This is a genomic window from Paenibacillus litoralis (assembly GCF_046244365.1).
Lineage (GTDB): Bacteria > Bacillota > Bacilli > Paenibacillales > NBRC-103111 > Paenibacillus_V.
Genome location: NZ_CP176395.1, coordinates 8,250,472 through 8,271,191 on the forward strand (window position 1 = coordinate 8,250,472; position 20,720 = coordinate 8,271,191).

17 protein-coding genes are annotated in these 20,720 nt (G+C 57.2%); 9 read left to right on the forward strand and 8 right to left on the reverse strand.

The annotated features are described in order from the left end of the window. Nucleotides 1-181 precede the first annotated feature (181 nt). Nucleotides 182-1,090, reverse strand: a complete 909-nt coding sequence (locus tag ACKGJP_RS34600) for a helix-turn-helix domain-containing protein (protein ID WP_409343268.1) — start codon at nt 1,088-1,090, stop codon at nt 182-184. Nucleotides 1,091-1,277: 187 nt separating this feature from the next. Between ACKGJP_RS34600 and ACKGJP_RS34605 the strand changes: the two genes are divergently transcribed. Both ACKGJP_RS34605 and ACKGJP_RS34610 read left to right on the forward strand, forming a co-directional pair. Next, nucleotides 1,278-2,369, forward strand: coding sequence for a glycoside hydrolase family 105 protein (locus tag ACKGJP_RS34605; RefSeq protein ID WP_409343269.1), 1,092 nt, complete (start codon nt 1,278-1,280; stop codon nt 2,367-2,369). Continuing rightward, nucleotides 2,329-3,129, forward strand: coding sequence for a polysaccharide deacetylase family protein (locus ACKGJP_RS34610; RefSeq protein WP_409343270.1), 801 nt, complete (start codon nt 2,329-2,331; stop codon nt 3,127-3,129). The genes ACKGJP_RS34605 and ACKGJP_RS34610 overlap by 41 nt, the downstream gene beginning before the upstream one ends. 404 nt (nt 3,130-3,533) lie before the next feature. On the opposite strand, the gene ACKGJP_RS34615 is transcribed toward ACKGJP_RS34610, so the two are convergent. The 5 genes from ACKGJP_RS34615 to pxpB form a co-directional block, all read right to left on the reverse strand. After that, nucleotides 3,534-4,016, reverse strand: coding sequence for a dihydrofolate reductase (locus ACKGJP_RS34615; protein WP_409343271.1), 483 nt, complete (start codon nt 4,014-4,016; stop codon nt 3,534-3,536). A gap of 209 nt (nt 4,017-4,225) precedes the next feature. Further along, nucleotides 4,226-4,873 (reverse strand): pyroglutamyl-peptidase I, encoded by a 648-nt coding sequence (pcp, locus tag ACKGJP_RS34620; protein WP_409343272.1) that lies wholly within the window; start codon nt 4,871-4,873, stop codon nt 4,226-4,228. A 272-nt stretch (nt 4,874-5,145) separates the two neighbouring features. After that, nucleotides 5,146-5,922 carry a LamB/YcsF family protein gene (locus ACKGJP_RS34625; RefSeq protein WP_409343273.1) on the reverse strand — a complete coding sequence of 259 codons (777 nt, stop codon included), beginning with the start codon at nt 5,920-5,922 and terminating at the stop codon, nt 5,146-5,148. 52 nt (nt 5,923-5,974) lie between these two features. Beyond that, complete coding sequence (locus tag ACKGJP_RS34630; protein ID WP_409343274.1) at nt 5,975-6,601, reverse strand: class I SAM-dependent methyltransferase; 627 nt, start codon at nt 6,599-6,601, stop codon at nt 5,975-5,977. 160 nt (nt 6,602-6,761) lie between these two features. Then, nucleotides 6,762-8,948 carry a 5-oxoprolinase subunit PxpB gene (pxpB, locus tag ACKGJP_RS34635; protein ID WP_409343275.1) on the reverse strand — a complete coding sequence of 729 codons (2,187 nt, stop codon included), beginning with the start codon at nt 8,946-8,948 and terminating at the stop codon, nt 6,762-6,764. Nucleotides 8,949-9,354: 406 nt separating this feature from the next. Between pxpB and ACKGJP_RS34640 the strand changes: the two genes are divergently transcribed. The 6 genes from ACKGJP_RS34640 to ACKGJP_RS34665 all read left to right on the forward strand — a co-directional run bounded on the left by ACKGJP_RS34640 (nt 9,355) and on the right by ACKGJP_RS34665 (nt 14,673). Then, nucleotides 9,355-10,479 (forward strand): sulfate ABC transporter substrate-binding protein, encoded by a 1,125-nt coding sequence (locus tag ACKGJP_RS34640; protein WP_409343276.1) that lies wholly within the window; start codon nt 9,355-9,357, stop codon nt 10,477-10,479. Nucleotides 10,480-10,501: 22 nt separating this feature from the next. Continuing rightward, nucleotides 10,502-11,338 (forward strand): sulfate ABC transporter permease subunit CysT, encoded by an 837-nt coding sequence (cysT, locus tag ACKGJP_RS34645; RefSeq protein WP_409343277.1) that lies wholly within the window; start codon nt 10,502-10,504, stop codon nt 11,336-11,338. A gap of 15 nt (nt 11,339-11,353) precedes the next feature. Continuing rightward, complete coding sequence (gene cysW, locus ACKGJP_RS34650) at nt 11,354-12,256, forward strand: sulfate ABC transporter permease subunit CysW (protein WP_409343278.1); 903 nt, start codon at nt 11,354-11,356, stop codon at nt 12,254-12,256. 54 nt (nt 12,257-12,310) lie between these two features. Then, complete coding sequence (locus ACKGJP_RS34655) at nt 12,311-13,396, forward strand: sulfate/molybdate ABC transporter ATP-binding protein (protein ID WP_409343279.1); 1,086 nt, start codon at nt 12,311-12,313, stop codon at nt 13,394-13,396. A 176-nt stretch (nt 13,397-13,572) separates the two neighbouring features. Then, nucleotides 13,573-14,403, forward strand: a complete 831-nt coding sequence (locus ACKGJP_RS34660; RefSeq protein WP_409343280.1) for an alpha/beta hydrolase family protein — start codon at nt 13,573-13,575, stop codon at nt 14,401-14,403. 57 nt (nt 14,404-14,460) lie between these two features. Further along, nucleotides 14,461-14,673, forward strand: coding sequence for a YezD family protein (locus ACKGJP_RS34665; protein WP_409343281.1), 213 nt, complete (start codon nt 14,461-14,463; stop codon nt 14,671-14,673). Between the two features lie 933 nt (nt 14,674-15,606). Here the strand turns inward: ACKGJP_RS34665 and ppdK are convergent. Beyond that, entirely contained in the window at nt 15,607-18,360 is a 2,754-nt protein-coding gene (gene ppdK / locus ACKGJP_RS34670) for a pyruvate, phosphate dikinase (RefSeq protein WP_409343282.1), read from the reverse strand. Nucleotides 18,361-18,704: 344 nt separating this feature from the next. Between ppdK and uraA the strand changes: the two genes are divergently transcribed. Beyond that, nucleotides 18,705-19,967 carry a uracil permease gene (uraA, locus tag ACKGJP_RS34675; protein ID WP_409343283.1) on the forward strand — a complete coding sequence of 421 codons (1,263 nt, stop codon included), beginning with the start codon at nt 18,705-18,707 and terminating at the stop codon, nt 19,965-19,967. Between the two features lie 146 nt (nt 19,968-20,113). On the opposite strand, the gene ACKGJP_RS34680 is transcribed toward uraA, so the two are convergent. After that, nucleotides 20,114-20,545, reverse strand: a complete 432-nt coding sequence (locus tag ACKGJP_RS34680) for a methylglyoxal synthase (RefSeq protein ID WP_409343284.1) — start codon at nt 20,543-20,545, stop codon at nt 20,114-20,116. Nucleotides 20,546-20,720 lie beyond the last annotated feature (175 nt).

Genomic DNA, 20,720 nt, shown 5'->3' on the forward strand with positions numbered 1-20,720 from the left:
TTATAGATTTCCTTCCTCACGAGGTAGGATTTATAGCAAAGTTAACTGGACACTGGAACTGATCGATGCAAGCCTTCGGCTGTATGTCGACGGAGTTATGGTCGGTCAGGACAATTCGCTGATCGGCGGTAATAATTTCGAGGAGCAGCTTTTGCTTGACACTGAAGCCTTAAGTCCAACACTAGGATTTAGGCGGCATTATTTTTCCAGTCCCTTTGCGGTATGTGTTCGGTGTACGGCCGGTTTCCGATTTGAACGTATGGAAGAAATGCGAGAGATCGACGAATCCGACTGTGGAAGCGATCTCGGTTACGGAAAGCAGTGTGTCCAGGAGCAGCCGTTTGGCCTGATTGATCCGGTAGATCGTCAAATAACGGTTCAAGGAATGACCGGTAGCTTGTTTAAAATGATCGTACATATGTGACCGGGAGACGTTGAACCGTTCGTGCAGGCGGCTGACCTCGATCGATTCGGCATAATGCGCGGCCAAATACTGCAAAATGCGCTGCGCCAGATGAAACGTTACATTGTCCGCTTCGTCTGCGGCTGGGGGACTAAGCTGCTCCCGCACGAGCGCAACGAACAATTCGGCAAGCAGATGGTGAATAGCCGCTTCGTAATAGAGCGGTTTTTCGGAGATTTCCCGGGTTAGTCGAAGCAAAACATCTCGGATCGCCTCCGCCTTTGCCGCCGGTAACAGCCAGTAGGAGGAAGGAGACTGCGGCTCCGTAAGCAGGGCACGCACACAATTGCCGATTCCGGGCGCGTTGTCGAAAGCGGCCAGCGCGTACCGCTCGTCAATCGACAGCACGACACGGTGCAATGGCTTCGTCCCGATGACGCGGGGCAAGTGAAGGACGTGCGGCTTCATGATAGCGAAGGCGCCTGGGAGCAGGGAGTATACGCGATCCCCGACCAAGAGTTTGCCATTACCCTCCAGACAAAAGTATAGCTCGTAGCCCCGGTGAGCATGCATTTCGCTTTGGCCGATCATGCCTTTTCGAAAATGGCAATGGACGGGAAAATCGTCTAAAAAACGATTCGTTACGGCGTCCAATTGATAGCCGGAGGAAATGCCGCGTGAACCCATTTCATTCTGCCTCCTTCCATACCGAATGACGGTCAGTAACGATATTTTATCACAATGGGTTCGTTAGCCGGCATCATATTCTGGAAAAATCCCCATAAACGCCGAACAAACGGCCAAGTCGCCAGGGTTCTTATCCGTTACATTATAAGGAGTATGATAGAAAAGAAGCTTGGAGGGGATTGGGTATATGAACGGAAATAACGAACTTGCGACATCTGCTGAACGCGTTTATCGTCGAATGATCGATGGAGCCGCAACCGACTGGGGCATGAACATGGACAGCTGGGACTGGGTGCCGGGCGTAGGAGTCGTCTCGATTCTCGCTTACGCCGAGCTGGCGGGAAAGCAAGAAGCGATCGGCTATTTGCGGGAATGGGTGGAACGCAATAAGCATTTGAGCGAGCAGGCGAAAGTCATCAATTCTATGGCGCCATACGCGATTTTTCCGGAGCTTTACCGGCTTACGGGGGATGGCTGGTATTTGGAGAAGGCGCTGCAGATCGGCGATTGGATGCTGACGGAAGCGCCGCGCACGCGGGAAGGCGCCTTCGAGCATACGGTTACGGAAAATGCGAGCTTTCCCGAGCAAGTATGGGCGGACACTTTGTTTATGGCGGTGCTTTTTTTGGCCCGACTTGCGAAGCTGACCGGCGAGTGCAAATATGCTAAGGAGGCGGAGTTCCAACTGCTTGTCCATCTGCGCTTGCTTCAGGATCCGCAAACCGGGGTGTTGTTCCACGGCTGGAATTGCGCGGAGCGGAATCATATGTCCGCGGCCCGCTGGACGCGAGCCAATGCATGGGTCGTGCTGGCCTGCCCTTGGATTGCCGGGGAAATCGCTTCTCTGCTTCCGGCTTCAGACGAAATCGCCGATCGATACCGGAAGCTCGCGAAGGGACTGCTGCGTTATCAGGGCGCCGACGGCATGTGGGCTACGGTGATGGACCTGCCGGGATTTTATCCGGAAACGTCCGGAAGCGCGGGGATTGCCGCAGGATGGCTGGCCGGGATCAAGCTCGGCTGGCTGGACGATACCTATAAGGAAGGGATAGATCGGGCGCTGAAGGGCGTAATGGCGCAAATCGGTTCGGACGGGACGGTTCAAGGCGTATCCGGAGGGACGCCGGTTATGCCGAGCGTTGCGGCCTACGATGAAATTCCGTGCTACCCGACGCTATACGGGCAAGGGCTGACGCTTATTTTGCTGTCGCTCGCGCTCTCAAATCGAGGAGGATCATATGACGAACGTGTTGCTGACATTTCCCGAAGGGAAGCATAAAGTGCTGACCGCAAGCTATGATGACGGAAGGGCAGCCGATAGAAGGCTTGTCCGGATTTTTAACGAGCATGGGATTAAAGGGACTTTCCATCTCAACTCGGGCTTGGCCGGGGGGAACGATCGCTTATCGCTGGAGGAAGCGGCGGAGCTTTACCGTGGGCATGAAATTGCCGCACACACGGTTGCTCATCCGACTATAGCAAGATGCGCAAGGGAACAACTCGTCGCGGAGATTTCGGAAGACCGCAAGGCGCTGGAGCGCGTCGCGAATTATCCCGTCAGAGGTTTTTCTTACCCGAACGGCTCCTTCAACCGGGAGATCAAGGAGATCCTTCCGTATCTCGGCATCGAATACGCCAGAACGGTCAATAGCCACGGCGACTTCCGCATGCCGGACGATTTCATGGAGTGGAACCCGACATGCCATCATAATAGGAATCTGCTGGAGCTGACGGAGACGTTCAAACAGCTGAAGGCAAGGCAGCATCTCTATATGATGTATGTATGGGGACACAGCTACGAGTTCGACCAGGACAATAACTGGGAGCTCATCGAGAGCTTTTGCGAGGCGGCCGGCGGGCGTGACGATATTTGGTACGCGACGAACATGGAAATCGTGGAATATTTGAAAGGCTTTAAGCGCCTTCAATTTTCGGCTGCGATGGATTTCGTTACTAATCCTTCCTATGCTTCGATCTGGCTCGAAGCCGGCGGGACCGTCATAGAAGTCAAAGGAGGCTGTATGACGAAGCTGGTTTAACCTGAAACGGTTAAGCTGCGGCATTACGTTGGAGGGGCGGCTGACGTTTCCGTTTGCTCCCGTCCCCCGGCATACAATGCGATTCAGGTGACGCAAAAGTCTCAAGAGAGCCGGATTGCCGAAAAAGAACGTTGCAGGATCTTAATCGGCTGAAACCGCCTCGTAACTTGACGACGCTCTCCATCCGATATCGCGTTTCCCTTCTTGTCTGCCAAATCTGTCCCACAAGATGGAGTTTGCCGACGAGAAGGGATTTTTTTAACGATTCAAAAAGTATATTTTCGCCGCACGACGATTCCAGAGTTGGATTTTCATCAAAGCTGCTATTCCCGCCGAAAGTGGAATAAGGTCATTACGGTGCGGACCCCCCATTCTTTGGGGATAGCCTCTAATCAACTACGTGGTTATGCTCCGTTCTTCCTCTCGTAGGTAAAATACGTATACGGAATCGAGGCCGCTACGCGCTCTTCATACGTAACCGCAAACCGGTCCTTGTCGAATTCGGGAAACGTAATATTCCCCTCGATTTCCCGGTCGATAAGCGTGAGGTATATTTTATCGGCATGAGGCAGGGCTAACCGGTAAATCTCCCCGCCGCCCGCGATAAACACCTCCTCCTCTTCTTTCAACAACTCATATGCATCTTCCAGCGATGCTACTGTCGTACAGCCTTCGGCCTCGATCCGCCCTCTTCCCGATACGATGACGGTCTTCCTTCCGGGCAGCGGTTTGCCTATCGACTCGAACGTCTTTCTGCCCATAATAACCGGCTTGCCCATCGTCAAACCCTTGAACCGCTTCTGTTCGCCCGGTATCTTCCATGGGATCGCCGCATCCATGCCGATGACATGGTTCTGCGCGACCGCCGCTATTAGCGAGATGATCATGGCCCGTCTCCTTCAACTTTTGAGAATGGAATTATGCCAAAAAATAGAACATGGCCGAAGCAACCCGAGCTTTCCATACGGGCTTCTTGCAGCGCACGCAAGGCAGAACGGCGGCCTGGTCGGCGTTATGCTTGAACCCAACCAAACACATTTCGCCCCGCTCCGCTTCGCCCGGGAGCTACTCACGGGGCAGCAAGCACTACCCTGTGTCAGCTTATACGCCCGCCCTCTTCCTCGATATCCCGTTCGACGCGAACGGAGGTCGAAATGGCGATTGCCAGCCCTTGTACAATACTGCCCAGCGGCATGCTTGGCATATCCGGCCGGCCCTCGGCCTGTTCGGGGATTAACGGAACATGAATAAAGCCGCCGCGTATTTGCGGATATTCCGTTGCAAGCAGATGCGCCAACCCGTAGAACAGATGGTTGCAAACGTACGTTCCCGCCGTATTCGACACGGCCGCCGCGATACCGGCTTCGCGGATATCCCGGACGATTGCCTTAATCGGCAGCGTCGACCAATAAGCGGCCGGCCCCTCCGGGACAATCGGCTTGTCGATGGGCGCATGTCCGGCATTATCCGGGATGCGCGCATCGTCTACGTTGATCGCCACCCGCTCCGGCGTTATTTCTTTGCGGCCGGCCGCTTGTCCTACACTAATCACCACATCCGGCTGCGCATCGCGAACAGCCTGCTTTAGCGCCTCGACGGACCGACCGAATACGGTCGGCAGCTGCGCGACGGCTACCTCCATACCTTCAGGCTGACTCCCCGCAAGCTGCTTGACCGCTTCCCATGCGGCGTTCGTCGCTTCTCCGCCGAACGGCTCGAAGCCGGTAACCAATACTTTTGCCATCTCTATCGTCCGCCTCGCTGTCTCTATTGGTTTGGTTTCCATTTCATCGTGGTGCAATAAGGCTGAAACCCGGCGCGTTCCCAGAACCGGTACCCTTGCGGATTCGCCGCCAGCACATCGATCACCATTCCGGCACCGGCCGGGAAGCGAGTCTCTGCCAGCAATCTAATCCCGATGCCGGCCAATCGGACTCTTCGGCCCGATGTAAAGTAACCGTCACCATTCGTCCCTCCGACCTGCGATGATGGCCTTCCTGCGGCAAACCTCCGCCATCAGCCCCGTCCGATCGCCTGCACCGTCACGCTTGCGGCCTCCAGCCGTTCCCGGACAAGCCGCGCAAACGCGAGCGCCTGCGCACCGTCGCCATGGATGCAAACCGTATCCGCCGCAAGCGGAACGTCGACGCCTTGCTGCGAGCGGACGACGCCTTCGCGAACCATGCGCACGACCCGTTCCGCAGCTTCGCCGGCGTCATGCAGAAACGCATTCGGCTTGCTGCGCGGCGTTAGCGACCCGTCGGCCTGGTAGGTCCGGTCGGCGAACACTTCGCTTGCCGTACGAAGCCCCAGCTTCGTTCCGGCGCGAATCAGCTCGCTGCCGGCAAGCCCGAATAAAATGAGCGACGGATCGACTCTATACACCGCCTCGGCTATGGCTTCGGCCAGCGCCGCATCCTTCGCCGCCATATTATATAAAGCGCCGTGCGGCTTGACATGCGCAAGGCGCACACCCTCTGCACTGACGAAGGCGTTCAGCGCGCCGATCTGGTACACGGTCAGCGCATACGCATCCTCCGGCGAAACCGCCATCTCCCGCCGTCCGAAGCCGACGAGATCGGGCAGTCCCGGGTGCGCGCCGACAGCCACGCCGCGTCCCAGCGCTTCCGCCACGGTCCGCCGCATGGTCGACGGATCGCCCGCGTGAAAGCCGCACGCGATATTCGCCGACGAAACGACAGCCAGCAGCGCGGCATCGTTCCCCATTTCGTAAGCGCCATAGCTTTCGCCCATGTCGCCGTTCATATCGATCGTTACCGCAGCTTGTGTCATCGTCCGTTCTCCTTCTGTCACAGCTTAAGGAATGCACCCCGTTCAAAGTCGTTTACGATAGACTCCCGCGTTTCCTCAGCACAAACGACTGAAAGTCCGGGCCTGTCCCTTCGATCGGTACAATGTCTGCCCGCACCACATCGAACACTTCGCCGACCTTCGCCTTCAAGGCTTCCGTTTCGTAGAAAGCGAAGAATCGCTTCGGCTCGTAAGTGTCGGCTTCCCATACGCCCTCGCTGTTCGATCCGCCGTACACGCCCATATAGAAAAGGCCGTCCTCCTTCAAGATCCGGCTTATGCCGCGAAGCACGGTCAACAGATCGGCTTTCGGGACGTGCAGCAAGCTGTTCATCGCCCAGACGGCATCGAACGCTCCTTTTTCAAAGCCGGGCGAGTAGAAGTCCGATACGCGGGCTTTAAGCCCTTTATTCGCGCAGGCCTTCACCATTTCCGGCGAGAGATCGGCGCATGTTACATCCAGACCCCGCTCTTGAAAAAACTTGCCAGAATGCCCCGCTCCGGCGCCGAAATCCAACAAGCTTGGCCGCTTCTCTTCCCCCACATACGACAGAAACATGTTCATTTCGTCTATCTTCCATTTCTCCAGGACGCTCCGGTCCCGAAGCGAAGCGTTGCGGTCGTAGCTTTCGAGCAAATCCCGTTTGATCGACGTATTCATATTTCCCTCCTCCACTCCTATGCCCGGCTCTGGCGAGGCTACCATTTGTATAATTATAGAAATTATAGCGAACACATGTTCTTATTGTCAATAATGATCACCAACGGACAACCGGTATCGGCAAAACTGCGGCTTACCGGCTTAGAACCATAGCAGGCCGTTATCGGTATTCCGCCAGCTTCAAGCTAATCGAGCTTTGGAGCAGCTCCAATTGCGACTCCTGGCGCAGCAGGAGTTCCTCCGCTTCCTCAAGCGAAATTTCTTGAAAAGAAATCGCTTCGCCGGGCCGTACCTGAGCCAGCACAGGCAGATCGACCGCCGCAATCTGCGCGATGCGCGGATAACCTCCGGTCGTCTGCCGATCGGCCATAAGCACGATCGGCCGGCCGCTCGGAGGCACCTGTACCGTGCCGAAGGTCACGGCCTCCGACAGCAGCTCGAACGGCTCGCCGAGCGCAAGCCGCGGGCCGTCGAGCCGGCAGCCCATCCGGTCGGACTGCGGCGTGACCGCGAATGCGGCGGATTCGAAAGCCGCCTGGCTGGCGGCGTCGAACCGCCCGTATTCGCAGCCGCGGACGAACCGGAGCGCCGGCTCGCGGCGGTAGGCGGGCAGCGCGTCCGCGCTGACGTACCACGGCACCGCTGTGAACAGCGGTTCGCCGGCTTCGTCAGCTTCGCGCGGCCCCGCCGCGGGCGCGTGCGCTACGCGCAAGCGGCCGAGCAGCCGACGCGCTGCTGCCGAAGGGGTGCCGAGCGGGAGCTCGTCTCCCCTTCGCAGCGCGCGGCCTGCGAGGCCGCCAAGCGCGGCGCGCACGTACGTGCTGCGGCTGCCGAGCGCAGCCGGCACGGCAATGCCGCCGGCCGCGGCCAAGTAGCCGCGGCAGCCGGCGCCGCACGCGCCGAAGCGCAGCACGGCGCCGCGGCGCACGAGCACGGGCCGCCACGCAGGCACCGGGCGGCCGCCTAGCGTAGGCGACATATCGCCGCCGCACACGGCGATCAGCGTATCGGCCTCGAACGCAAGCTCCGGTCCGTTAAGCGTAATTTCAAGCGCAGCCGCTCCCGCGTCGTTGCCGACGAGCACGTTCGCGGTACGAAGCGCAAACGTGTCCACGGCGCCGCCGCAGGGGACGCCATAGCGCTGCGAGCCCGTGCGGCCCAAGTCCTGCACCGTCGTGAACAGCCCCGCCTTCAGCACGCGGATCGCCCGCTGTGCACCCCCCGCCAAGCGTGATACCGGCTCCTCCGGGTCGATCGCCCCCGACTTGGACCCGAAAGCCGGCGGCTGGACCGTCTGCCCGCTGTCATGCCGCTCCAATCGTTCCCCGTCATTTGTCGTGCATATCCCTTCCTTACGAGCAACGGACGATACCGGCCGGTCATCCTTAGGCGCTGTCGGCATGTCCGCCGGGTCGGCACTCGCCGATTGCCCGAGCGCCGTTCCGCCCTCCTTGGCTTTTAGCGTCCTCTCCTGCCCTAGCCTTTCCTCCAATTGAGCGAGCCGCTCGTACTCCGCATCCCCGACCGGCCGAAACCTCACCTTATCGCCCGCGTCCAGCAAAGCGGGCGGATTCCGATCCGGCCGGAATAAAGAAACTGGCGTACGCCCGATCAACTGCCAGCCGCCGGGACTTTCGAGCGTGTAAACGCCGGTTTGGCCTCCCCCGATGCCGACCGACCCGGCGGGGACCGCCAAGCGCGGCGTCTCCAGCCTCGGCGTCGCGAGCCGCTCCGGCAATCCGCCCAAATAAGGAAAGCCCGGAGCAAACCCAAGCATATAAACCGTATACTCGGCTTGCGTATGCAGCTCGATCACAGTCTCTTCGGTAAGCCCGTTATACCGCGCCACCGCCTCCAGATCCGGCCCGCAGCCGGCGCCGTATCGGACGGGAATTTCGACGGTGCGGGGCAATACCGCCTCCGCTTCCTCACCGCATTCGAGCAGCGCTTCAAGAAAGCTGCGGACGACCGCGAACGGGGACTGGTGCGCCCCCCGGGCATCCGAACAGCGGCTTCCGTCCGCCCGATCCGAATCGCGGGATTCTGTGCCGATGTTTTCGGGCGGGCTCGCCATCTCATTTTCGCCAATCCGACCCTCCTCCCCTATGCGGCGCATCCCGTTCGGCCTTCTCCATGCCCCGGCCGTTTGACGCGCATCATAAAAGACCGCGACCGCCGCAAACGACGGGACCGTTTCGATCAGTCCCGGAAACGGCTGTTTTTTGACGAGAGCATCGAATGCGCGAACCTTCCGATGGGTATCCTCGTCCAATTTTCGGCCGAACCTTACGACCGCCGCCCGATCGCCAAGCGGTAAAACCTCTGCGCCGTCGACGAATCGCTCCACGCCTCCATCACCGTCCCTTTCGATAAGCTTATTGTAACAAACCCGGCTTCGTTTTGCCGTATCTTTGGTTTTGAAGGAATTTTGGGCTTGTAACGCCGCTGGCTGGCACCGTCCAAAATTCCCATGATTTAGGGTCAAGCCTGCGATAAAATTCGTTGACACGATTTCCCTGCGATGATATGATCATTTTAATTCATAGTTAGTTTATAGGAATTATGCATTTTGTCGACCGGACCACCGGAGACCCGTCGCTTTCCGCTTGCAAGTCCCCTTGTAAGGACCGATTTGCAGCAGCAAGGTTGATCCTCATTCGCCGTTTTCATCCGGCGCGCGTTCGATCTTCCGGAAAGCATTCGGCTCATTTCGAGCCTTCAAATCTTATACAGATTCGAAAGGGGTATTTCCAATGTCGGTCAGATCAAACAAAACCGCAAAGCCAGCATTATCCTTGCGCAGCAGTTTCCTGTTCGCTTTCCTTGCTTTCCTTCTTGTTCTCACCGCTTGCGGCTCCGGCAACTCCGGCGGCACGAAGCAAGCCGCAGGCTCCGCCGATCCATCCGCGAAGCCGTCCGGTTCCGCCTCCCCAGCCGCTTCGACGGCACCGAAGCCGCCGGTCGAGCTGCTCAACGTTTCTTATGACCCTACTCGCGAACTCTACCAATCCTATAACACGGCCTTCGCAAAATATTGGAAGGACAAAACCGGCCAAACCGTTACGTTCAAGCAATCGCACGGCGGCTCCGGCAAGCAAGGCCGGGCGGTCATCGACGGTCTCGAAGCCGACGTCGTGACCCTGGCGCTCGCATACGACATCGACGAAATCCAAACCAAGGGCTTGATCAATGCCGACTGGCAAAAACGTTTGAAAAACAACAGCTCCCCGTACACGTCCACCATCGTTTTCCTCGTCAAAAAAGGAAATCCGAAGGGCATCAAAGATTGGGACGATCTGGTCAAATCCGGCGTGTCGGTCATCACCCCGAACCCGAAAACATCCGGCGGCGCCCGGTGGAACTACGTTGCCGCATGGGGCTATGCTTACCAGAAATATGGCAAGGATGAAGCAAAAGCGAAAGATTTCGTCACCAAGCTGTTCAAAAACGTGCCCGTACTCGATTCCGGCGCCCGCGACGCTACGAACACTTTCGTGCAGCGCGGTATCGGCGACGTGCTGATCGCATGGGAGAACGAAGCTTATCTGTCCATCAACGAGCTTGGCAAAGACAAATATGAAATCATCGTTCCATCCGTCAGCGTTCTGGCTGAGCCTCCCGTGTCGGTAGTCGACAAGATCGTCGACAAGAAAGGGACGCGCGAAGTCGCGAATGCCTACCTCGAATACTTGTATTCGGACGAAGGACAGCAAATCGCCGCCAAAAACTACTACCGCCCGATCAACGAAAAATACGCCGGCAGCTTCCCTAAGCTGAACCTGTTCACTATTAATGACGAGCCGTTCGGCGGCTGGCAAGCGGTTCACAAGAAGCACTTTGCCGACGGCGGCACGTTCGACCAAATTTATAAGCCTTAACGGCCGAGGAGCTTGATTACGAATGTCGTTTCGATGGAAGGAACGAAGTATCCTCCCGGGCTTCGGATTAACGATGGGCTTCACCGTAACGTATATGTGTCTGCTCGTGCTGCTTCCGCTATCGCTATTGTTTCTTAAAGCGTCCGGACTCGGTTGGAGCTCGTTTTGGGAAACCGTTACGGATGCCAGGGTACTCGCCGCTTATAAGCTAAGCTTCGCCGCCTCCGCAGGCGCAGCTGTCGCAAACGTTATTTTCGGACTCATTGTCGCTTGGGTGCTCGTCCGATATTCTTTTCCCGGCAAACGGTTCGTCGACGCTATCGTCGACCTGCCGTTCGCTTTGCCTACGGCGGTAGCCGGCATTGCGCTTACGACGATCTATTCGCAGAACGGCTGGATCGGGAAGCTGCTCGAACCGTTCGGCATCAAGGTTGCCTACCATCCGATCGGGATCGTGCTGGCGCTGACTTTCATCGGCATCCCGTTCGTCGTCCGCACGGTGCAGCCGGTCATCGAGCAGCTGTCGTCGGAAGTCGAGGACGCTGCCGCTTCTCTGGGCGCTTCCCGCTGGCGGACGTTCCGTCGCGTCATTTTACCGGAGCTTACACCTGCGCTGCTGACCGGCTTCACATTGGCGTTCGCCCGTTCGCTCGGCGAATACGGCTCGGTCGTCTTTATTTCCGGCAACATGCCGATGAAGACGGAAATCGCCCCTTTGCTCATTATGACTAAGCTGGAACAGTACAATTACGGCGGCGCTACGGCCATCGCCGCCGTCATGCTCCTGATCTCGTTCGTGCTGCTTCTTGCAATCAATATCGTCCAACGGCGGGCCAACCGGTTTCGGCCCATCGCATAGAAAGGAACTGATTACATGGCAGGATCGGTACCGGCCGCTTCCATTTCGCTCGCCCCGAAACCGTCCGTGCACCGGACGGAGTCCCGATGGGTCAGGTGGCTGCTTATCGGCATCACGTTCTTGTTTCTCGGCCTGATGCTGATACTCCCGCTCGTTTCCATCTTTACCGAGGCGTTCCGCAAAGGCATTCAAGTGTATTTTGCGGCTCTGAACGAACCCGATGCCCGCGCCGCCATTCGCTTGACGCTCCTTACGGCCGTTTTGTCCGTACCGCTCAACGCGCTGTTCGGCGTATCGGCCGCTTGGGCGATTACGAAGTTCCGTTTTCGCGGCAAACAGCTTCTGATTACGCTTATCGACCTCCCGGTCGCCGTTTCACCGGTCATTTCCGGCCTTATCTTCGTTCTCCTGTTTGGAGCGCACGGTTTGTTCGGGCCTTGGCTCTTCGACCATGACATTAAAATCATTTTCGCGCTTCCCGGCATCGTGCTCGCTACTACGTTCGTCACCTTCCCTTTCGTCGCCCGCGAGCTGATCCCTCTCATGCAGGCGCAAGGAGCGGAAGAGGAAGAGGCGGCCGTGACGCTCGGCGCCAGAGGCTGGCGCATTTTCTGGAAGGTTACGCTGCCGAATATCAAATGGGGACTGCTCTACGGCGTCATCCTCAGCAATGCCCGCGCCATGGGCGAATTCGGAGCCGTTTCCGTCGTATCGGGACATATTCGCGGATGGACGAACACGATTCCGCTGCATATTCAAATTTTGTACAACGAGTACCAATTCGCCGCTTCCTTCGCCATCGCCTCGCTGTTAGTACTGCTCGCAGCGCTTACGCTGGCCGTCAAAAGCTTGATGGAATGGAATATGCGGCGGCAAGCCGCGGCGAACGAAGCCCGGTTTCAGCAAACGGTATCGTAGGGGCAACGCCCCATTGGTTTTATCAACCAAATCCATCCAAGGAGGAATCCGGCCATGCAAATCGCGGTCCGGCAGCTGTCGAAAAAGTTCGGCAGCTTTCAGGCGGTAGACGGGGTCAGCTTTGAGATCGGCGAAGGTAAGCTCGTCGGCCTGCTCGGTCCGAGCGGCGGCGGGAAAACGACGATTTTACGCATGCTGGCAGGCTTGGAAGAGCCCGATTCGGGAGAGCTTTTTTTCGGGGGCCGCAAGGTCAACCGCCTCTCGCCTCAGGAACGGGAAATCGGCTTCGTTTTTCAGCAATATGCGCTTTTTCAGCACATGACGGTTTATGAGAACATCGCCTTCGGCCTGCAGACCAAAATGAAGCAGCTCCCGGAAGCGATTCGCCGCAATAGCAAGTCATACATCGACAATCGCATAAACGAGCTGCTTGCGCTCATCGGGCTGTCCGAATTGGCGGCCCGCTTCCCCCATCAATTATCCGGGGGCCAAAAGCAGCGTGTCGCCTTCGCCCGCGCCCTCGCGCCGGAGCCGAAGCTGCTGCTGCTCGACGAGCCTTTTGCCGCAATGGATGCCAAGGTTCGCAGGGAGCTGCGCGGATGGCTGCGCGAGATGATCGACCGTCTCGGCATTACGACGATTTTCGTCACGCACGACCAGGAAGAAGCGGTTGAAGTGGCGGATGAAATGCTGATCCTGCAGAAGGGCAGACTGGAGCAGCAAGGCTCCCCGGTCGATATGTACACGAAGCCGCACACGCCTTTTGTCGCCAGCTTTATCGGAGAATCGATCCGGATCGAAGGGTTGTCGCGTTGGAAGGGCTTTGAAGAAACGCCGCCCGACGCCGAAGCGTTCGTCCGGCCGGAGTGGATCGAAATCGGCACGGCCAAGGAAGTGCCTTTGAAATCGGCGGCCAGACTAGGCGTGGTCGAGAACTGTCTGTTCCGCGGCAGCCAGTGGCTGATCGAAGCGAAGGTGGACGATACGAAGCTGTTCGCTTACCGCCCTGTCGAGCTCGGGCCGCTGCAGCCGAATACAGCCGTATTCGTCCTGCTGCACAGGGCTTACGCCTTCCGCGGCAACGACTCGTTCCCGCTGGAAAACACGCTTAAGAACGACCCGCAGCCGGTTCATATTTAAACGGATTCGATTTTTCGTATACGCAACTACCAACCGGCAACCGGCTGCAACTACAGATAACTACAGAAAAAGACAGCCAACCTCCGGTACCAGCCGCGCAACCGCTGCCCGGAACCGACCATGCGGCCAAACGACGCCGTAATCGCAAGCCCGAATCATCGAGAGGAGATACCCCCATGGAACACACCATTTCAATCCGAACCGCGAACGGCTCCTTAGCCGGGACGCTGCATTATCCGACGAACAACGCAGAAAACGAAACCGCCCGGCCTACCCGCCATCCTCTTGTCATCATTTGTCACGGCTTCATCGGCAACCGGATCGGCGTCGACCGGCTCTTCGTGAAAGCGGCACGTTCGTTCAGCGCGCAGGGCTATATGGTGCTCCGTTTCGATTACGAGGGCTGCGGCGAAAGCGAAGGCGAGTACGGCGAAGGCGGGCTCGACAGCTTGATCGAGCAAACGCGCAGCGCCCTGGATTACGGGCTCTCGATCGACTGCGTCGACCCGAGCCGCGTCGTGCTGCTCGGCCACAGTCTCGGAGGAGCCGTAGCGCTGCTGACGGCCGCACAGGATAAACGCGTCAAAACACTCGTGCTTTGGGCAGCCGTAGCCCATCCGCTTAGCGACATCGTGCGGGTAACCGGCAAACGCGTTTACGAAGAAGCGAAGCAGATCGGCCGTGCCGATCATTCGGGCTATGCGTTCACGCCCGACTTTTTCGCCTCGTTATCCCGCCACCATCCGCTTGAGCAGACCAGGAAGTTTACCGGCGACGTACTGCTTGTCCATGGGACGGGCGACGAGGTTATTCCGGTCGACTACTGCTTCCTGTATGAGAAGCTGTTTTGGCTCCGCAGCCAGGGGCAATGCGATAAAGAAGTCATTTTGCAGGCGAATCATACGTTTTCCACGATCGATCATACCGATCAGCTGCTGGAGCGTACCGGCAATTGGCTGAAATATATCCGGAAGCGGAATACGGAATGGCTGGATTGGACCATCTAACCGGCTAAGCAAGTCTCGCTATCGCGAATGCCACCGGAAGAACGGGAGGGAATGAAGATGTCAAAATCGTTTGAGCTCGACGAGCTTTGGCTGAACCGCGTCAAGGAAAGCTTGAACGGACTCGCCTACGGCATTGTGCAGATCGTCGTTCATGACGGACAAATCGTCCAGATCGAGCGGACCGAGCGGCAGCGGTTCGATGCCGAGCCGTACCGGGGACAACAAAAGCCCGTGCAGCAGAACCCTTCGCAAAAACGAACGAAACCCTAGCTTTGCCTGCTTTTCGACGTAAAAAATCCCGCCTCACCCGGTATGGGCAAGCGGGATTTTTTTGCGTTTCGGCGATAATCAGGTACGCCCACAGGCGCGGCAGCTCGCTAGATTCCATCGGGTTAACGAACAGCGTGTCGTCTTCCTCATGGGTGCGGCACGTCAGCTCGACATCATGAAAATCCGGCGTAAAAAAAGACGGCCATCCGGCTTTCCTCGCAAGCGACGCGGCTCCATATATCCGTAAACCTTACTTTTCCCAGGCCGACGATATCGTATGCAGCTTTTCGGCTTCCTGCTCGTAAATGACAACCGTTTTTTCGTCATCTCAGTAATAAATCTGCTCGGTAAAAATATTCAGCGCATACCACACGAGAATGTGCGCCGTGTATTTGGTCGGCATCTTCCGCCGCCTCCCACTTCGCGCCTTGCCCGCCCCTTATGCTAAAGTCCGCATCTCTAGCGGGCACTATTCGGCTCGCACCGGCGGTTTCCGCCTGTTTCCAACCAAATAGAAGCCTTTGGCGTCGTCTAAATCGGCACATGGCCGCTTTTCCGCGAAATTAAGAGCCTCTAACGTCTTCTATTCGGCTCACACCGGCGGTTTCCGCCAGTTTCCGGCCAAATAGAAGCCTTTGGCGGCGTCTAAATCGGCACATTTCCGATTTTCCGCGAAATTAAGAGCCTTCAGCGTCTTCTATTCGGCTCACACCGGCGATTTTCGACAGTTTCCAGCGGCAAATAGAAGCCTTTGGCGTCGTCTAAATCGGCACATTTCCAATTTTCCGCGAAATTAAGAGCCTCTAACGTCTTCTATCGGCTCATAACGGCGGTTTCCGCCAGTTTCCGGCCAAATAGAAGCCCTTGGCGTCGTCTAAATCGGCGCATTTCCGCAAAAATCCCCTCGACCGCTTGGCCGAGGGGATTCCTTTCTTATCTTAAAGCCATGCCGTACGCCTTCTCGCCGGTTTGCGGCGCTTCGCTTGCGGCGGCCGCTTCCGGAGCCGCCTTCGCTTCGCGGGCGCGTACGACGAGCTCCGCCTGAGCGGCGGCAATGCGCGCGAGCGGTACGCGGTATGGCGAGCAGCTCACGTAGTCGACGCCCGTTGCGCGGCAGAACAAGATGGACTGCTTGTTGCCGCCGTGCTCGCCGCAGACGCCCGTCTTCAGCGCCGGGTTAGCCGCTCTGCCTTTGCTCACCGCCAAATCGATCAGCTGGCCGACGCCGTCTTCGTCGAGCACCTCGAACGGGTTGGCCGGCAGCAGCTTCGTGTCGACATAATGCGTAAGGAACTTCCCTTCCGCATCGTCGCGGCTGTAGCCGAACGTCATCTGCGTCAGGTCGTTCGTGCCGAACGAGAAGAAGTCCGCGTATTGCGCGATATCCTTCGCCGTCAGCGCGGCGCGCGGCACCTCGATCATCGTGCCGATCCGGAACGGCACAGCCGCCCCCGCTTCCTCCTGCACCCGCCCAGCGACACGCTCGATCATCTCGCGCATGAGCTTCAGCTCGTTGACATGGCCGACCAGCGGCACCATGATGTCCGGACGCACGTCGACGCCGTCGCGCTTGCAATCGGCCGCAGCGAGCAAAATCGCCTCGACCTGCATCTCGTAAATTTCCGGGAATACGATGCCGAGCCGGCAGCCGCGATGGCCGAGCATCGGATTCGCTTCGTGCAGCTGGCGCACTTTGCGGATCAGCTGCTCCAATTGTTTCCGCTCGCCGTCCGCGTCCGGGCCGCCTTCGGCAGCCGCGCCCGTTTTGCCGCCCAGCACGAGCGCCTGGTGGCGAAGCAGCAGCTCCTCCAAATTCGGCAAAAACTCGTGCAGCGGCGGGTCAAGCAGACGGATCGTCACCGGCAAGCCCTCCATCGCGCGCAGCATGCCGTCAAAATCGGCCCGCTGCATCGGCAGCAGCCGGGCAAGCGCGCTGCGGCGGTCCGCCTCGCTATCCGCCAATATCATCTCCTGCACGACCGGCAGCCGATCCTGCGACATGAACATATGCTCGGTCCGGCACAAGCCGATGCCTTCCGCGCCGAATTGCCGCGCCTTCTCCGCATCCTCCGGATTGTCGGCGTTCGCCTGTACGCCGAGCGTACGAACTTCGTCGGCCCACAGGAGGAGCTGCGACAAATCCCCGTCGATCTCGGGCTCGCGAAGCTTCACCGTGCCGCGGATAAGCCGGCCGGTCGCACCGTCGATCGAGATCGAATCGCCTTCGGCAATCCGGACGCCGTCTACCACGAATACGCGCTCTTCTTCATCGATGCGCAGCTTCTCGCAGCCGCAAATGCACGGCTTGCCCATACCTCTCGCGACTACAGCAGCATGGCTTGTCATACCGCCGCGGCTCGTGACGACGCCTTCCGCGGCGATCACGCCGTGAATGTCTTCCGGCGACGTTTCTTCCGTCACGAGGATGACCTTTTTGCCCGAACGCCCCCATGCCTCGGCCGTATCCGCATCGAACACCGCCATGCCCGACGCCGCGCCCGGCGAAGCCGGAAGCCCTGTCGCAATCACATCGAGCGTATCTTCCCCGTCGATCGCGCGGTGCAAAAGCTGGTTCAGATGCTCCATTTCGATCCGCTGAAGCGCCTCTTCCTTCGAAATAAGCCCTTCCTGCTCAAGCTGTACGGCGATGCGAACAGCCGCTTTGGCCGTCCTTTTGCCGTTGCGGGTTTGCAAAATGTACAGCGTCCCCTTCTCCACCGTGAACTCGATATCCTGCATATCCTGGTAATGGCGCTCGAGACGCTGTGCCGTTTCCAGCAGCTGTTCGTAAACGACCGGCATTTCCTGCTGCAGCAGCGCTACCGCAAGCGGCGTACGAACGCCGGCCACCACGTCTTCGCCCTGCGCCTTGGTTAAATATTCGCCGAACAGCACCGCTTCGCCGGTAGACGGATTGCGTGTAAACACGACGCCTGTACCGCTGTCGTCGCCGCGGTTCCCGAATACCATCGACTGGACGTTGACTGCCGTCCCTTGCGCTTCCGGGATGTTGTAGAGGTTGCGGTATACGATCGCCCGCTGGTTGTTCCAGGAACGGAACACCGCGTCGACCGCGAGAGCCAATTGCTCATATACATTTTGCGGGAACACTTTGCCGGCTTGCCGTTCCATGATCGCCTTGTACTGCTCAAGCATCAGCTTCCAGTCTTCCGCGGTCATTTGCCCGTCCTCGCCGTAGCCCCGGTCATTTTTATAACGCTTAAGCGCATGCTCGAACATGTGGCTTTCCACATTAAAAACAACGTTGCCGAACATTTGAACGAGGCGCCGGTAGCAATCGTAAGCGAATCGTTCGTCGCCGGTCTGGCGCGCCAGACCTTGAACGGTCGCATCGTTCAAGCCAAGGTTGAGGATCGTATCCATCATGCCGGGCATCGAGGAAACCGAGCCGGAACGTACCGATACGAGAAGCGGCCTCTCCGGATTGCCGAAGGTTTCCTTCTTCTTCGCTTCCAGCTCCCTCATGTGCTCGCGAATGTCGTCAAGCAAGCCGTCCGGCATCGTCTTTCCAGCCGCATAGAAGGCACGGCAAGCGTCCGTCGTTACCGTGAATCCCGGAGGTACGGGAAGACCGGCTCTTGTCATTTCGGCAAGATTCGCCCCCTTGCCACCAAGCGTTTCCTTCATCTTTGCATTTCCTGCTTCGAACGGCATAACCCACTTCATGTCATTTCCCCCTTGGCGCACCATTAATAATGATGGATCATTGCTTTATTTAGTACGTCATAATTCATAATTAATACATACCATATGTAAAAGTAATGCGCAATATATTTTCACAAAATAAAAAGCCCGAACCGGCATTTTTGCCGCTTCAAGCTTGCCCTTTTCGCCTTAGTTTTAGGCTTCCCGCTACATTTCGCGCCGTCCGCGCAACCCTCCTCATATTTGTTACCATTTTGTGAAAAAATAGCTGTTCAAACGGATAATTTCTGATAATATATGGCATGGAGCAAAAATGCTCGTTTTTTGTCGAAGATGAAAACGTTTAATCGAGGAGGAACCGATTCGTGTCACGAGTCATTCAAGTTAACGAGCGTCCCGCTCCGTTTAAGAGCGCGCTGCTCAGCCTGCAGCATCTGTTTGCGATGTTCGGCTCAACCGTGCTTGTACCGATTTTATTCAAGGTTGACCCGGCCACCATTCTGCTCATGAACGGGATCGGAACGCTGCTTTACATCTTTATCTGCAAGGGAAAAATTCCGGCCTACCTGGGCTCCAGCTTCGCTTTCCTGTCGCCTGTCTTTGTGGTGCTCGGGACGAAGAGTTATGAGGCGGCACTTGGGGCGTTCATCGTAGTAGGGATCATCTTTACGCTGGTGGGACTCTTGGTGAAGTGGATTGGGACGAGCTGGATCGACGTTGTGTTTCCGCCCGCGGCAATGGGTGCGATCGTCGCGATTATCGGGCTCGAGCTCATTCCGGTCGCTGCCGAAATGGCGGGCCTGATCAAGCCTGCAGGCGCTGCGGACTGGTCCATCGACGGCAAAACGATCGCCGTTTCGCTCACCACGCTTGGCGTCGTCATTCTCGGCAACGTGCTGCTGCGCGGCTTTCTCAAAATCATCCCGATTCTGATCGGAATCGTAGTCGGCTACGCATTAGCCGCATCTCTCGGCATGGTTAAATTCGACGGGGTTAAAACTGCCGACATGTTGTCGATGCCAACCTTCTACACGCCTACCTTCGACTGGTCGGCCATCGCGATCATCGCCCCTGCCGCGCTCGTGGTCATTGTAGAGCATATCGGCCACTTGCTCGTGACGAGCAATATCGTAGGCAAAGACTTGTCCAAGGATCCGGGACTCGACAAATCGCTGCTCGGCAACGGGATTTCCACCATCCTGTCCGGCTTTGTCGGCTCGACTCCGAATACGACGTACGGCGAGAACATCGGCGTACTGGCTATCACGCGGGTATACTCCACCTGGGTAATCGGCGGTGCAGCTGTTATCGCCATTATCCTGTCGTTTTTCGGCAAGCTTGCCGCTCTGATTCAAGCGATTCCCGCACCGGTAATGGGCGGCGTCTCTCTCCTGCTGTTCGGGGTTATCGGGGTTTCCGGCATCCGGATTCTCGTCGAGTCGAAGGTCGACTACTCGAAGCCGTCCAACATGATTTTGACATCCGTCGTCCTTGTAATCGGACTGAGCGGCACGACATTCGCTTGGGGCAACTTTTCGATGAAAGGAATGGCGCTCGCTACCGTCGTCGCCATCGTGCTCAGCTTGCTCTTCAAGCTGTTCGACAAGCTGAAGCTGTCCAACGAATAAACTTCGCTTTCCCCCACAAAGTAACGCGCTCATCGAAGCCTATTCCTTTTAGTTCGCGGGGATGTCAATACATTCGCAAACAAATACGAGCTTATCCGCCATCTGTATGGGTGCGGATAAGCTCGTTTCATGATTTGCAGCATTCGTTAACCCTCCGTGCCGCTTCTTTTATAAGATTTATATTTATGGATGACTTCACGCCAAGCAAAATCTCCTCGTTCCAGCGATTTGACCAGCAGCTCGGCAGTCGCGATGTTGGTCGCCACCGGGACGCACTGCACATCGCATAATCTCAGCAGTGCCGTGATGTCCGGTTCATGCGCCAAAGCGGAAAGAGGATCGCGCAGGAAAATGACTGCGTCGATTTCATTTTGAGCCACGAGCGCGCCGATTTGCTGATCGCCGCCAAGAGGGCCCGATTTCAGCTTACTGACCTTGAGCTTCGCTTCCTCGATGATCCGGGTCCCCGTCGTTCCCGTCGCAAAAATCGTATGTCCGTCAAACAAGCCGCTGTACGCAATGACGAAATTGACGAGTTCCTCTTTCTTCACATCATGAGCAATCAACGCGATGTTCATTGTTCAGTCACCCTCACCTTTGATTTTGTGTCATGGTTTCTAACACTATATTCTCATTATACAGAATTATTCCGCAATTTCAATGAGTTTTGTTAGAATACATAACATAATTAAAGACCATAACCCTTAAATTTAATATTATATGTAATATTTAATAACACAAACATAGCATTTA